This window comes from Stenotrophomonas sp. PI_27, assembly GCF_027854495.1.
Classification (GTDB): domain Bacteria; phylum Pseudomonadota; class Gammaproteobacteria; order Xanthomonadales; family Xanthomonadaceae; genus Stenotrophomonas; species Stenotrophomonas pavanii.
Genome location: NZ_JAJNOF010000005.1, coordinates 102,940 through 115,912, shown reverse-complemented (window position 1 = coordinate 115,912; position 12,973 = coordinate 102,940). Strand labels below are relative to the sequence as shown.

The window sequence follows — 12,973 nt, the reverse complement described above, 5'->3', positions numbered from 1 at the left end:
CGACCGCGTCAGCGCTTGTCGGCCACGTCGGCCGGAATCTGCGAATGGGCCAGCGGCCGCACGCCATTGGGCGAGGTCGGATCGACGATCACCATGGTTTCGGTGGAACCATCCGGCCACACCACCTGGAAGGTGCTGCCGGCCGGCAATGAAGCGAACGGCATGCCGCTCTGCGCGCGATAGACCGCAGCCACCTGGCTGGCGCCGGCGCGGCGCACGTCTTCCTGCGCCTTCACCGTGGTCAGCTCCACCTTCGACAGGTGCCGGTAGCGATCCTCGTAGGTATCGATCATCAGCAGGCCGACCGCACCGGCCGAGTAGGCCACGAACAGCGCCACCCAGAACCAGAACTTGGCCCCATGCAGGAATCGACGGTAATTCATCGCCCGTCCCTCTTTCCAACCAGTCGCTTGATCCATTCCTTCATTTTCCCAGCACCTTGCCGCGATACCGCAGCGTCATACACGAAATCCCGGAAATCCTGCGCCCCATCCTGCGAACAGATCCCTCCGTTCGCGCAAAAACTGTTGACCAGCACGCTGTCGGCCCCACACGGCAGACCGAGTTCGCAGGCCGCAAGCCGCCATGCAAGCTCGCTGAGCTGCTCGCCCGCCACCAGGCCATCCAGCGCGCGGTCACCCGCCGCACGTACGCCCATGGCCGGCGCGATGGCCATGTAGGCCTCCGGATCGCGCGAGGTGCGCACGCGCTCGACCAGGTCACGACGGTACTCGGCGCTGTCATGCAACGGCTCGCCCTCGGCGAACAGCGATGCTTCCGCGGCCAGGTTGCCCTGCGCGGCCGCCTTGCGGCGCTCGGCCAGCACCAGTGCCGCGCCCAGCTTGTCGCCCGGGACGAAACCGCCGCACCGCTGCGCCACGCGCTCGCGCGCCTCGATCATCGCCGGCGCCGCCGTCAGCCCCAGCCCGCTCAGCACGTTGTTGTCCAGGCGGTAACCGCCCGGGTCGAGCGCGTACTGGGCGCAATAGTCATAGACGCGGCTGAGCATCCAGCGCGCTTCGTGGTTGCCGGTGTCGGCCTGCACGCGCAGGCGCTGCGCGTAGGCATACAGGTCGCTGGCGTCTTCGATGTCGGCGCGAAGGTCCAGCGGCAGGCCCGACGGCAGCATGTTGCCGCGCTCGAAGGCCGCCAGCCGCCGCGCCAGCGCCTCGGGGACCACCGGCAGCGATGTGGCGCTGTCAGCGCTGGCCACTGCGGTCGGCAGCTCCGGCGATGGCGATGCCACCGCCGCCGCATGGCCGCTGGCCCGGTACCCGGCCACGCCCAGCACGGCCACCGCCGGCAGCACGAGCAACCAGGTTTTCAGGGTCGGAGCCAGGGCCATCGGCGAGGTGAGCGTTCACGGCACGCAGGAAAGCGCCGAGTTTAGCAAGGCCCGGCAGGGCTGTCTGAACTGCCCCCGTTCATATCGAGGCGGCATCTCAGGCAATACGGAGACGCCCCGATGGTCTAGCATGGCCCCCTTTCCCGCGACTGTCCCCACCGCCATGCCGTTCCTGGAACTGACCCTGCGCTGCACCGAAGCCACCCAGCCCCGCTATGAGAATGCGCTGGAGGACGTCGGCGCCCTGGCCGTGACCCTGCTCGATGCCGAAGCCGACACCAGCAACGAACAGGCCATCCTCGAACCCGGCGTGGGTGAAACGCCGCTGTGGGACACCCTGGTGCTGAGCGCACTGTTCCCCGCCGACAGCAATGCGCTGTTGCTGCTGGCCGCCCTGGAATCGTTCGATCCGGAACTGGACTGGAGCAACGGCAGCTTCCGCGCCGTCGAGGATGAGGACTGGGAACGCGCCTGGCTTGACCAGTTCCAGCCGATGGATTTCGGCAGCCGGACCTGGATCGTGCCGTGGAACCATGAACTGCCGGACGCCGCGCAGGCCGCCGATGCTGCCGTGGTGCGGCTGGACCCGGGCCTGGCCTTCGGCTCGGGCACCCATCCGACCACCGCCCTGTGCCTGCGCTGGCTGGACCAGCTGGCCGTCGATGGCCTGCTGCAGGGACAGCGCGTGCTCGACTTCGGCTGTGGCTCGGGCATCCTCGCGCTGGCCGCGTTGAAGCTGGGTGCCGCCGAAGCGATCGGCGTGGACAACGACCCGCAGGCGCTGGTCGCCACCGCCGACAATGCCGAGCGCAACGGCGAGCAGGCCCGCATGCACGTGTACCTGCCGCAGGACGAACCGGTCGCCACCTATCCCATCGTGGTTGCCAACATCCTCGCCTCGGCACTGGACGCGCTGGCCGAGCTGCTGGCCGCGCGCGTTGCCGTCGGGGGCCGCATCGCCCTGTCGGGCATCCTGCAGGGCCAGGAAGGCGAACTGCTGCAGCGCTATGCCGCATGGTTCGACGACCTGCAGGCCACCCAGGATGGCGACTGGATGCGTATCACCGGCGTGCGCCGGGCCTGATCATGATTGAATGACCGCTGGATCCGAGCCCGCACCCTGAGCATGTCCGAGCCGACCCCGCCGCGCCGTCCCCTGGCCACCTTCCTGCGCCCCGCGCCGGAAGGCGAGGCCGCACCTGAGACCGACGCGCGCACGCCCGAACCGGCAATGCATGACGTTGCGGCGCCGCCCCGCGACCCGGTCGATGCGCCCGTGCCGCCCAGGGCAGAGACACAACCGTTCGACGACGCCGTCATCGCCGACGAGGCGGTCGTGGTCGAACCCGTCGTGGCGGCCCCGGTGCCGCAGGCGGTGGCCAGCGATGCGCCAAGCTTCCTGGGCACGTCACGCCCCCGCGTACTCCCGGTGCCGCGCTGGCACTGGGGGCTGGTCGCCGCGCTGGCACTGCTGCTGATCCTGCAGAGCGTGCTGGCCGATCGTGACCGGCTGGCCGCCGACGCCGGCAACCGCGCCTGGCTGGGCGCACTGTGCGGCGTGCTGCGCTGCAGCCTGCCGGTGTGGCACGAGCCGACCGCGTTCACCATGACCAGCCGCGAGATCCGCCCCCTGCCCGGGCAGGCCGGTGTGCTGCAGGTGCAGGCCAGCATCCGCAACGATGCGCGCTGGGCACAGGCCTGGCCGGACCTGCGCCTGTCACTGTCCGATGCCGATGGCCGGGTGATCGGCAGCGGCGTGTTCACGCCCGCGCAGTACCTCGGCGAAAGCCCGGGCACGACCGTGCTGGAACCGGGCCAGAGCGCGCGCATCGCGTTCCGCGTGCAGGAGCCCGCCGCGTCCACCGTCGCATTCACCTTCGACTTCCTCTGACCAGGGTAGAGGCGACCAGCCGTGGCAGGTCGGGCACGCTCGCGCTAGACTGGCCGCCACCACCTCGTCCGGCCGCGCGCTCCGCGCGCACGGGCCAACCAGATCGGGAACCCCCTTGAACGCTGTCCTCTCTCGTCCTGACAACAGTCGTGGCGCTCCCCGGCCACCGCTGCGTGAACACGTCGCCCAGTCCGTACGCCGCTACCTGCGTGACCTCGATGGCTGCGACGCGGACGATGTCTACGAGATCGTGCTGCGCGAGATGGAGATCCCGTTGTTCGTGGAAGTGCTCAACCACTGCGAAGGCAACCAGAGCCGCGCCGCAGCGATGCTGGGCATCCACCGCGCGACCTTGCGCAAGAAGCTGAAGGAATACGGCATCAGCGCGTAAGCGCGCGGGTGGGCCGTGCCGGCCGCTGGCCGGCAACCCAATGAACGATGGCAGGTTGCTGTTGCTGTTGCCGGCCAGCGGCCGGCACTACCGGTACATCCACGCCATGCGTGGATGCATCCCCGGCAATCCCGCGGCCCGTCAGTAGATCCACGCCATGCGTGGATGCCCCCCCGGCGATCCCGCAGCCCGTCCAGTAGATCCACGCCATGCGTGGATGCCCCCCCGGCGGATCCCCGGCCCGTCAGTAGTTCCACGCCATGCGTGGATGCCCCCCCGGCGGATCCCGCGACCCGTCCAGTAGATCCACGCCATGCGTGGATGAAGCCCGGCGACGTCAGCCGCCGCCGCCCGCCTTCCAGTAATACCGCACTACGTGGAAGAACACCGGCGCGGCGAAGCACACCGAATCCAGCCGGTCGAGCATGCCGCCATGGCCCTCGATCATGTGCCCCCAGTCCTTGATGCCGCGATCGCGCTTGATCGCCGACATCACCAGGCCGCCCCAGAACCCCATCAGGTTGATCAGCAGCGACAGGCCGAACGCCTGCAGCGGGGTGAACGGGGTGATCCACCACAACGCCGCGCCCAGCGCGCTGGCGCTCAGCACGCCGCCCACGAAGCCCTCCACCGTCTTCGACGGCGACAGCTTCGGTGCGATCAGGTGCCGGCCCAGCAGCTTGCCCCAGATGTACTGCAGCACGTCCGAAGACTGCACCACGATCACCAGGAAGGCGAACAGCAGCACGTTGCGCGACGGGTCATGGCCGGGCACGTGCAGGTTCAGCAGCAGCGGCACATGCGAGATGCAGAACACGCAGATCATCAAACCCCACTGCACCTTCGCCGTGCGCTCCAGATAGTGCGTGGTATCGCCGCCGATGGTCGACAGGATCGGCAGGAACAGGAATGCATAGACCGGAATCAGCAGCGTGTACATGCCGTACCAGTCGATCCACACCAGGTAGTACTGCCACGGCAGCACGATGTAGAACGCGGCCAGCAGCGCGTAGTAGTCACCCGAGCGCGTCGGCGCCAGGGTGATGAATTCGCGCAGCGCGAACAGCGAAATGATCGCGAACAGTACGATCACCCCGGCACGACCGAAGAACAGCGCCAACCCGACCACGAGCGCCATCACCCACCAGGCACGGATGCGCGAGACCAGGTTGGTGATCACTGCACTGGGCCGCCCACGCTGGCGCCAGCGCAGGGTTTCGGCGACCAGCGTGGCCAGCACCAGCACCGCACCTACGCCGGCAAACAGCAGGCCGGTCTGCTGGCCGACACTCTGCGTTGCCAGATCGCCAGATACATCCAGCACGAAACTCATGCACGACCTCCATTCGGCGCCAGGTCCAGCAGCGCCTGCCTGCTGCGGGCCAGGAATGCGGACTTGTCCTCGTCGGCCTGCAGCCGCAGCGGCGTGCCGAAGGTGGCCGTGCACAGCAGCGGCAGCGGCAGGAACCGGCCCTTGGGCATCACCCGCTTCAGGTTGTCGATCCACACCGGCACGAACTCCAGCTCCGGCCGTTGCCGCGCCAGGTGGTAGATGCCGCTCTTGAACGGCAGCAGTGGTTCATCGCCCACGTTGCGGGTGCCCTCCGGAAACAGGATCAGCGAGCAGTCTTCGTCCACCGCGTCACGCAGCGCCTGGAGTGGATCCTGCTGGCGATGGCCGGCCTCGCGCTCGACCAGCACGCCGTTGAACACCGCATCGATCAGGTAGCGGCGCAGGCCGTCGCGCTGCCAGTACTCGGCAGCAGCCACCGGGCGCACCTGGCGCCGCAACGCCGGTGGCATCGACGACCAGATCAGCACGAAATCACCATGGCTGGCGTGGTTGCCGTAGTACACGCGGCGCTCGCTGGACGGCGCACAGCCGATCCACAGGGCGCGTGCCCCGGTCACTACATGGATCGCGCCACTGCAGGCGCGTGCAATCAGTTCGGCGAACATCGGCCCCTCCGGTTCACGTCTGCGGCCACAACACGGCAATTAGCAGCAGTGCAAACTGCACGGCCGTCAGCAGGTACTGCCGCAACAGCAGGCGGCGCATGCCGGCCCAGCGCAGGTCCCACCCGCGCAGCGGCGCGTCGGGCGATGCGCGGCGCAGGCCACTGTCGTGCAGCAGCTGGTCGGTACGGCGCGCAGCGGCTTCGCCGTCCAGGCCCTCATCGCGCAGCAGTTGCAGCAGGCCGGCGTCCAGCCCGACCCGCCATGCGTGGTAGGCCTGTGCGATGCCCGCGGCAATGCTGAGCAGCAACAGGCCGGCGGCGATCATCGCCAGCCCGGGTTCAACGCCCAGCAGCAGCAACGCTGCCAGCAGCAGCCCCAGCGACAGCGATGCCGGCCACCGTCCCTGGCGCAGCAACAGCTGCATGGTCGCCAGATCGGGCACCGGACTCATGCGCCGGCCCCCGCCGCAGCAGCAATGGCGCGCAGATGTGCCGGGCCCAGCACGATGCCGGGGCGTGCAGCGCGCACGATCGCCACCGCCCCTTCGGCATCGGCGGCACGCCCACTGCGCAGCAGCCAGGCGGCAACTCCGGCGGCACTGCGTGAGTAACCCAATGCGCAGCACACCAGCAGCGGCCCCTGTACCCGCAGTCGCTCAATGGCCTCGGCCGCCTCGCGCAACTGGTGCGGCGTGGGCACCACCAGGTCCAGCATCGGCACGCTGGCATACGCCGCGCCCGGCGCGCGGCAGGACAGCTCGGCACAGGCATCGACCACGCCCACCAGCAGTGCTGGCAACGCCGCGCAGGGAATACGCCCCAGCCACACGCCGTCCGTCACCGGCACCGGCTGCGGCGCACGCCGCGTCCACAGCCGCGAATTGATCCAGGCCGCGCCCAGGTACGGCGCCAGCAGCCAGCGTGCCGCCATGCTCAGGCGGCCATCGGCGCGCTTCTGGAACACCGCCGTACCGAGCCCGGCATAGGCCAGCGCCACCAGCAGCAGCGACACCACCGGCCACAGCAGCCACAACGCCATGCCGCGCAGCAGGACCGCAGGCACCAGCAGCACGGCGGCGCCCAGCAGGTACAGCACCGCCCATCGCCAACGTCTGCCATCCCGCACGGTGCGCCAGGCCCGCAACGGTGGCGTGCCCTGCTCCGGCCACAGCCACACGCACAGCCAGCCGGCCAGCAGGCCGGTCGGGATATCGATGAAATGATGCTGGAACGTGGTCAGCACCGAAACGCCGATCAGCAGCGCCCACATGTGCAGCACCCAGCGCCACACGCCGTGCAGGTACTGCGCGAACTTCACCCACAGCACGATCAACAGCACGATGTGCAGCGACGGTGCCTGGTTGAACGGCTTGTCGAAGCCCAGCAGCACATCGAACAGCCAGCCGAACACACCGCCGATCTCCGGTCGTTCGAAGCTGAAGCGCAGCGGCCACAGCAGGAAGCAGGCCACCGCGATGACCTGCGCACTGAGCAGCCGCAGCGCGTGCCGGTCCAGCTCCAGGCGTTGCCGGCACAGGAAGAACGAGATCGCGTAGAACAGGTCGATCGACCAGTACGGCACGATCGTCCACGGTACGAACGGAATGTGGGTTTCCCAGGCGAACGCCATCACCGGCAGCGTGGCGTGGCGGCCGGCCATCCAGTTGGCGAAGCCATAGCTGGCGAAGAAGAACGGACCCAGCAGCGCCAGCCACAACAGGGCGCGCCGCCAGGGGCGCCCTTCTGCGGCCAGTGGGGATGCGGCGAGCGTCGCCATCACGCGGTCCGGCGCGCCAGCGACACGGTGAAGATGCCGAAGTCGTCGATACGCTGCGCCACCTTCTCGAACCCGGCCAGGCGCACCAGCTCGTCCATCTCCTGCTGGGTACGGCGGCGCATCACCCACGCTGCGCCACCGCGGTGGCTGGTCAACGCACGGGCGATGAATTCCAGCTGCGGGTGCCAGGGCTGGCCGGTATAGGCCAGGTAGCCGCCCACCGGAACGGTCGCGGCGATGCCCATCAGCGAGCGCAGCACGGCGTCGTTGTCGGGGAACAGTTCGTACAGGCCCGAGACCACCGCCAGCGTCGGCGCCGGATCGACCCTCGCCAGCTGTGCCGGATCGAACGCATCGCCCTGCTCGAAGCGCGCGATATCGGCCGCGCCCAGGCGCTCGATCAACGCCTGGCCCTGGGCCACGTTCAGATCGCTGAAGTCGCGCAGCACGATGCGGTCGGCGCGCTGCCCGCCCTGGCCCAGCGCTTCGAGCACATAGCGGCCATGGCCGGCGGCGACATCCAGCACGCGCACTGGCGTGCCTTGCCCGCGCAGGCGCTGTGCAGCGTCGCGCAGCAGTTCCTGCAGGTGCTGGCCACGCACGCGAATGCCCCGCCAGCCGATCGCGTCCAGGTAGTTGCGGTCGATCATCCGCCCCAACGGGCCCTTGCCGCGTGCTTCGTCGCGGTAGATGTAATCCAGCGTGCTGCCCGAATCGAAACCGGTCTGCAGGCCCAGCGCGATGCCTTCGGACAACCGGCCACCGAAACGCAGGCCGCCACGCACCACGCGCCAGCGCAGGTCGGCCAGGCTGTTGCGCTGCGGTGGCCAGGCCAGGATCTCGGACTCTTCGAAGGTCGGCCCGTGGCGGTGCGCATCGCGCCGTGACAGCTCGCGCAACGGTTCGGCGAAACGCGCCTGGATGAAGCTGCGGATGCGCGCCAGTGCCGGTGCCCGATCGCGTTCACCCAGCGTGTCGTGGAAGAAGCCCGGCAGGTGCACGCGCTCCTTGATCGGGCTGGACAGGCGCTCGTAGAAGCGGTCCTGCGGGCCGCGATGCACCACGAAGTCGGAACCGGACACCAGCAGCTGCACCGGCACGCTGATGGCCTGCGCATCGGCGACGATGCGGTCAGCCGCTTCATACAGGCCCAGCAGCACGCGCACCGAGATCGGCCGGGTGATCAGCGGGTCGGTGCGATAGCTTTCCACCCGCGCCGGATCATGGGTCAGCCACTGCGGCTTGACGTAGCTGTTGACGAAGAAGTTGCCGCGCAGCTTCTGCATCAAGGCCAGGCCCGGGCGCGCGAACGGTACGTACAGCTTCACCTTGAACGCCGGCGAGGCCATCACCAGCGCGCGCAGGCGTGGGGCGTAGTCGTGCACCCAGGTCGCGGCGACCACCGCGCCCACGCTCTGCGCGATCACCACGATGTCTTCCACCGCGATACCGTGCTCGGCGCCGATGTGCGCGATGAAGCTGTCCAGGTCGCGCACCAGCGCCGGGAAGCCCGGTGCATCGCCACGCGCGCCCGGCGAGCGGCCATTGCCGCGTGCATCCCAGGCGAAGAAGGCGGTGTCGGGCAGGTCCAGCTCATCGACCAGGTGGGTGACCCGCCCGGAGTGCTCATGCCCGCGGTGCAGCAGCACGATGGCCCGGGTGGCCGGCGTTGCGGTGGAGCCCGCCCAGTACCGGTAGAACAGCGGTACCTGGTCGAAGCTGTGGAATTCCCGTTCCTGCGCCTGACGCATGCAATCTCCTGATTGTCTTTTTGTATCTGCTTGATTAATTCGGCGAAACCGCCGCTTCCCGCAGTCCGCGACGGACGCGGTTGATCATCGTCAGCACGCACAGCACCGCCAGGGCCGCAGCCACGCCAGTGACCGTCATCGCGCCAACCCACTCGAACGCCAGCAGCAGGCCCAGCACACCGATCGCGAAGGCGCGGTCGCTCTTGCCCATCGGGCCGTCATAGCGACGGCTGGCACCGACCATCAGCCCCAGCACACCGGCGTACTCGCTCAGCGCCGCCGCCCAGGCCAGCAACCACAGCGCCTCGGTGCGCACGCCCGGCACGCTGAGCAGGCTCAGGTACAGCGCCGCGTCGGCAATCACATCGCACAGCTCGTTCAGATAGGCGCCCAGCCGCGACTGCTGGCCGAACTCGCGGGCCAGCATGCCGTCCACGGCGTTGAGCGCCATGCGCAGCAGCATCCACAGTGGCAGCAGCAGGTACAGCAGGGGCTGGGCCGGCGCGTAGCACCAGACGGCGGCGGCCACCAGCAGCGAGACCACGGCGGCGGCCACGGTCACCGCATTGGCGGTGATCCCCATGCGGTACAGGCCGCGTACGGCCGGACGCAACAGGTCCTGAAAACGTCCTTTCAATGCATAGATCGACACGATCCGAACCCGCTGATCCTTGGCAGTTCCGGCACAGCCTACCCGATTGGGGCAGCGCGCCCCATCGAATTGCTTGCGGACCGCCCCCCGGCCGGGCGGTGCTGAAGGCGGCCACAGGCCATCGATGCGGGTTGAATTTCCCCATCAGCGCCCGCCACCGGCCCCCACCGCCTACAATATCGGCCCCGCTCCGCTGCCGATTCTGTCCCATGACTGCTGATCTGTTGCCCGTCCGCCGGGCCCTCCTCTCCGTTTCCGACAAGACCGGTCTGGTCGAGCTGGCCACTGCGCTGGCGGCACGCGGCGTGGAGCTGCTGTCCACCGGCGGCACCGCCAAGGCGATCCGCGATGCGGGCCTGGCCGTGAAGGACGTGGCCGAGGTCACCGGTTTCCCGGAAATGATGGACGGCCGGGTCAAGACCCTGCACCCGATGGTGCACGGCGGCCTGCTGGGCCGTTCGGGCCTGGATGACGCGGTGATGGCCGAACACGGCATCGGTGCCATCGACCTGCTGGTGCTGAACCTGTACCCGTTCGAATCGGTCACCGCCAAGGCCGACTGCACCCTGGCCGACGCGGTCGAGAACATCGACATCGGCGGCCCGGCGATGCTGCGCTCGGCGGCCAAGAACTTCGCCCGCGTGGCAGTGGCCACCGACCCGTCGCAGTACGCCGAGCTGCTGGCCTCGCTGGAGGCCAACAACGGCCAGCTGACGGCCGCCACCCGCTTCGCATTCTCGGTGGCCGCGTTCAACCGCGTCGCCCAGTACGACGCCGCGATCAGCAACTACCTGTCGGCAGTCACCGCCACCGACGCGGCCGTGCCGGCCCGTGCCGAGTACCCGGCGCAGATGAACTCCACCTTCGTGAAGGTGATGGACCTGCGCTACGGCGAGAACCCGCACCAGAGCGGCGCGTTCTACCGCGACCTGTACCCGGTGCCGGGCACGCTGGCCACCTTCCAGCAGCTGCAGGGCAAGGAGCTGAGCTACAACAACCTGGCCGATGCCGATGCGGCGTGGGAATGCGTGCGCCAGTTCGATGCGCCGGCCTGCGTCATCGTCAAGCACGCCAACCCGTGCGGCGTGGCCGTCGGTGCCGGCAACGGCGATGCCTACGAGCTGGCCTACGCGACCGACCCGACCAGCGCCTTCGGCGGCATCATCGCCTTCAACAAGCCGCTGGACGCGGCCACCGCCAAGGTGATCCTCGACCGCCAGTTCGTCGAAGTGCTGATCGCCCCGGACTACGAGCCGGCCGCGCTGGAATACGCGCAGAAGAAGGCCAACGTGCGCGTGCTGCGCATCCCGCACGGCGACGGCCTGAACAACTTCGACAGCAAGCGCGTCGGCTCGGGCCTGCTGCTGCAGTCGTCGGACAACCGCGGCATGACCCGCGACGAACTGAAGGTGGTCAGCAAGCTGGCGCCGACCGACAGGCAGTTCACCGACCTGCTGTTCGCCTGGAAGGTGGCCAAGTTCGTGAAGTCCAACGCGATTGTCTATGCCAAGGACAACCGCACCATCGGTGTCGGCGCCGGCCAGATGAGCCGCGTGTACTCGGCCCGCATCGCCGGCATCAAGGCCGCCGATGCGAACCTGGTGGTCGAGGGCTCGGTGATGGCTTCCGATGCGTTCTTCCCGTTCCGCGACGGCATCGATGCCGCCGCTGCCGCCGGCATCAAGGCGGTCATCCAGCCGGGCGGTTCGATGCGCGATGCCGAAGTGATCGCCGCCGCCGACGAACATGGCCTGGCCATGGTGTTCACCGGCGTGCGCCACTTCCGCCACTGATCCGCATCACGAAGCCGGGCTCTGCCCGGCTTTTCTCTTCCGTACCCGAGAACCCTGTCCCATGAAGATCCTCGTCATCGGCTCTGGCGGCCGCGAACACGCCCTGGCATGGAAGCTGGCCCAGTCCTCCCGTGTCACTGAAGTGATCGTGGCGCCCGGCAATGCCGGCACCGCCAGCGAAGGCAAGTGCCGCAACGTGGCGGTCAAGGTCACCGATATCGACGGCCTGCTGGCGCTGGCCCAGGCTGAAGGCGTGGCACTGACCGTGGTCGGCCCTGAAGTACCGCTGGTGGCCGGCGTGGTCGACCGTTTCCGCGCCGCCGGCCTGCGCATCTTCGGGCCGACCGCCGCCGCCGCGCAGCTGGAAGGCAGCAAGGCCTACGCCAAGGACTTCCTGGCGCGCCACAACATCCCCACCGCGTTCTATGCCGTGCACACCGACGTGGACGCCGCGCTGACGTATGTACGCGAGAAGGGCGCACCGATCGTGGTCAAGGCCGATGGCCTGGCCGCTGGCAAGGGCGTGATCGTCGCGATGAGCCTGACCGAAGCCGAAGATGCAGTGCGTGACATGCTCTCCGGCAACGCGTTCGGCGATGCCGGCGCCCGCGTGGTCATCGAGGAATTCCTCGACGGCGAGGAAGCCAGCTTCATTTCGATGGTGGACGGCGTGCATGCATTGCCGATGGCCACCTCGCAGGACCACAAGCGCGTCGGCGACGGCGACACCGGCCCGAATACCGGCGGCATGGGCGCCTACTCGCCAGCCCCGGTGGTGACGCCGGAGGTGCATGCACGCGTGATGCGCGAGGTGGTGAATCCCACCGTGCAGGGCATGATCGCCGACGGGATTCCCTTCACCGGCTTCCTCTATGCCGGCCTGATGATCGACGCCAGCGGCGCACCGAAGGTGATCGAATTCAACGTGCGCTTCGGCGACCCGGAAACCCAGCCGGTGATGCTGCGCCTGCAGTCGGACCTGGTCGAACTGGTGGAAGCCGCCATCGATGGCCGGCTGGACCAGGTCGAAGCGCAGTGGGATGCGCGCCCGTCGCTGGGCGTGGTGCTGGCGGCCAGGCCGTACCCCGAAGCGCCGATCACCGGTGAGGTGATTTCCGGCCTGGACGAGGTGCCGGCCAGTGCCAAGGTGTTCCATGCCGGTACGGCATTGGATGCGCAGGGCCAGGTGGTCAGTGCCGGCGGCCGCGTGCTGTGCGTGGCCGCACTGGGCGACAGCGTGCGCGACGCGCAGGCCAATGCCTATGCCGGCGTGGCCAAGGTGACCTGGGCCAACGAGTTCCACCGCAACGACATTGGCTGGCGCGCGATCGCACGCGAAGAGTGACGACCGCGCCGCAGCCACGCAGGGCGTGGCTCTACTGACATTGGTAGATCCACGGCATGCATGGATGAGA

Annotated in this window: 13 protein-coding genes; 5 read left to right on the top strand and 8 right to left on the bottom strand. The window is 68.7% G+C overall.

Annotated elements, in window-relative coordinates; genetic code table 11:
- Nucleotides 1–8: 8 nt before the first annotated feature.
- Together LRM18_RS08220 and LRM18_RS08215 are read right to left on the bottom strand one after the other, a co-directional pair.
- The gene (locus tag LRM18_RS08220) at nucleotides 9–383 is read right to left on the bottom strand and encodes a hypothetical protein (RefSeq protein ID WP_032959077.1); all 375 of its coding nucleotides are present in this window, start codon (nucleotides 381–383) and stop codon (nucleotides 9–11) included.
- Nucleotides 380–1,345 carry a hypothetical protein gene (locus tag LRM18_RS08215; protein WP_270953413.1) on the bottom strand — a complete coding sequence of 322 codons (966 nt, stop codon included), beginning with the start codon at nucleotides 1,343–1,345 and terminating at the stop codon, nucleotides 380–382. Before LRM18_RS08215 ends, LRM18_RS08220 begins: the two co-directional genes overlap by 4 nt.
- Nucleotides 1,346–1,508: 163 nt before the next feature.
- Here LRM18_RS08215 and prmA point away from each other — a divergent pair, with 163 nt between their 5' ends.
- The 3 genes from prmA to fis all read left to right on the top strand — a co-directional run bounded on the left by prmA (nucleotide 1,509) and on the right by fis (nucleotide 3,627).
- Nucleotides 1,509–2,429, top strand: coding sequence for a 50S ribosomal protein L11 methyltransferase (prmA, locus tag LRM18_RS08210; RefSeq protein ID WP_049470890.1), 921 nt, complete (start codon nucleotides 1,509–1,511; stop codon nucleotides 2,427–2,429).
- A gap of 42 nt (nucleotides 2,430–2,471) precedes the next feature.
- Nucleotides 2,472–3,236 (top strand): DUF3426 domain-containing protein, encoded by a 765-nt coding sequence (locus LRM18_RS08205; RefSeq protein WP_064239373.1) that lies wholly within the window; start codon nucleotides 2,472–2,474, stop codon nucleotides 3,234–3,236.
- Between the two features lie 115 nt (nucleotides 3,237–3,351).
- Nucleotides 3,352–3,627, top strand: a complete 276-nt coding sequence (gene fis, locus LRM18_RS08200; protein WP_005419706.1) for a DNA-binding transcriptional regulator Fis — start codon at nucleotides 3,352–3,354, stop codon at nucleotides 3,625–3,627.
- 337 nt (nucleotides 3,628–3,964) lie between these two features.
- On the opposite strand, the gene LRM18_RS08195 is transcribed toward fis, so the two are convergent.
- Genes LRM18_RS08195 through LRM18_RS08170 form a run of 6 tightly spaced genes read right to left on the bottom strand, consistent with a single transcriptional unit; the run spans nucleotide 3,965 to nucleotide 9,765 of the window.
- Entirely contained in the window at nucleotides 3,965–4,960 is a 996-nt protein-coding gene (locus LRM18_RS08195) for a phosphatidate cytidylyltransferase (protein WP_182068478.1), read from the bottom strand.
- Complete coding sequence (locus LRM18_RS08190) at nucleotides 4,957–5,586, bottom strand: lysophospholipid acyltransferase family protein (RefSeq protein ID WP_182068477.1); 630 nt, start codon at nucleotides 5,584–5,586, stop codon at nucleotides 4,957–4,959. The genes LRM18_RS08195 and LRM18_RS08190 overlap by 4 nt, the downstream gene beginning before the upstream one ends.
- A 13-nt stretch (nucleotides 5,587–5,599) precedes the next feature.
- A complete protein-coding gene (locus LRM18_RS08185) occupies nucleotides 5,600–6,037 on the bottom strand; it encodes a hypothetical protein (protein ID WP_270953401.1) in 438 nt (145 codons plus the stop codon).
- Nucleotides 6,034–7,338: a phosphatase PAP2/dual specificity phosphatase family protein gene (locus LRM18_RS08180; RefSeq protein ID WP_195762757.1), complete on the bottom strand. Its 1,305-nt coding sequence runs from the start codon at nucleotides 7,336–7,338 to the stop codon at nucleotides 6,034–6,036. Before LRM18_RS08180 ends, LRM18_RS08185 begins: the two co-directional genes overlap by 4 nt.
- Before the next feature lie 23 nt (nucleotides 7,339–7,361).
- The gene (locus tag LRM18_RS08175) at nucleotides 7,362–9,113 is read right to left on the bottom strand and encodes a bifunctional alpha/beta hydrolase/class I SAM-dependent methyltransferase (protein WP_270953399.1); all 1,752 of its coding nucleotides are present in this window, start codon (nucleotides 9,111–9,113) and stop codon (nucleotides 7,362–7,364) included.
- A gap of 34 nt (nucleotides 9,114–9,147) precedes the next feature.
- Entirely contained in the window at nucleotides 9,148–9,765 is a 618-nt protein-coding gene (locus LRM18_RS08170; RefSeq protein ID WP_270953397.1) for a CDP-alcohol phosphatidyltransferase family protein, read from the bottom strand.
- A 209-nt stretch (nucleotides 9,766–9,974) separates the two neighbouring features.
- Here LRM18_RS08170 and purH point away from each other — a divergent pair, with 209 nt between their 5' ends.
- Together purH and purD are read left to right on the top strand one after the other, a co-directional pair.
- Nucleotides 9,975–11,558: a bifunctional phosphoribosylaminoimidazolecarboxamide formyltransferase/IMP cyclohydrolase gene (gene purH / locus LRM18_RS08165; RefSeq protein WP_057495068.1), complete on the top strand. Its 1,584-nt coding sequence runs from the start codon at nucleotides 9,975–9,977 to the stop codon at nucleotides 11,556–11,558.
- 61 nt (nucleotides 11,559–11,619) lie between these two features.
- Nucleotides 11,620–12,903: a phosphoribosylamine--glycine ligase gene (gene purD, locus LRM18_RS08160; RefSeq protein ID WP_270953394.1), complete on the top strand. Its 1,284-nt coding sequence runs from the start codon at nucleotides 11,620–11,622 to the stop codon at nucleotides 12,901–12,903.
- Nucleotides 12,904–12,973: the final 70 nt, after the last annotated feature.

What these genes read in the sequence shown, in the direction of transcription:
- LRM18_RS08220 (WP_032959077.1), bottom strand. Translation starts at nt 383, where the DNA reads ATGAATTACCGTCGATTCCTGCATGGGGCCAAGTTCTGGTTCTGGGTG.
- LRM18_RS08215 (WP_270953413.1), bottom strand. Translation starts at nt 1,345, where the DNA reads ATGGCCCTGGCTCCGACCCTGAAAACCTGGTTGCTCGTGCTGCCGGCG.
- prmA (WP_049470890.1), top strand. Translation starts at nt 1,509, where the DNA reads ATGCCGTTCCTGGAACTGACCCTGCGCTGCACCGAAGCCACCCAGCCC.
- LRM18_RS08205 (WP_064239373.1), top strand. Translation starts at nt 2,472, where the DNA reads ATGTCCGAGCCGACCCCGCCGCGCCGTCCCCTGGCCACCTTCCTGCGC.
- LRM18_RS08195 (WP_182068478.1), bottom strand. Translation starts at nt 4,960, where the DNA reads ATGAGTTTCGTGCTGGATGTATCTGGCGATCTGGCAACGCAGAGTGTC.
- LRM18_RS08190 (WP_182068477.1), bottom strand. Translation starts at nt 5,586, where the DNA reads ATGTTCGCCGAACTGATTGCACGCGCCTGCAGTGGCGCGATCCATGTA.
- LRM18_RS08185 (WP_270953401.1), bottom strand. Translation starts at nt 6,037, where the DNA reads ATGAGTCCGGTGCCCGATCTGGCGACCATGCAGCTGTTGCTGCGCCAG.
- LRM18_RS08175 (WP_270953399.1), bottom strand. Translation starts at nt 9,113, where the DNA reads ATGCGTCAGGCGCAGGAACGGGAATTCCACAGCTTCGACCAGGTACCG.
- purH (WP_057495068.1), top strand. Translation starts at nt 9,975, where the DNA reads ATGACTGCTGATCTGTTGCCCGTCCGCCGGGCCCTCCTCTCCGTTTCC.
- purD (WP_270953394.1), top strand. Translation starts at nt 11,620, where the DNA reads ATGAAGATCCTCGTCATCGGCTCTGGCGGCCGCGAACACGCCCTGGCA.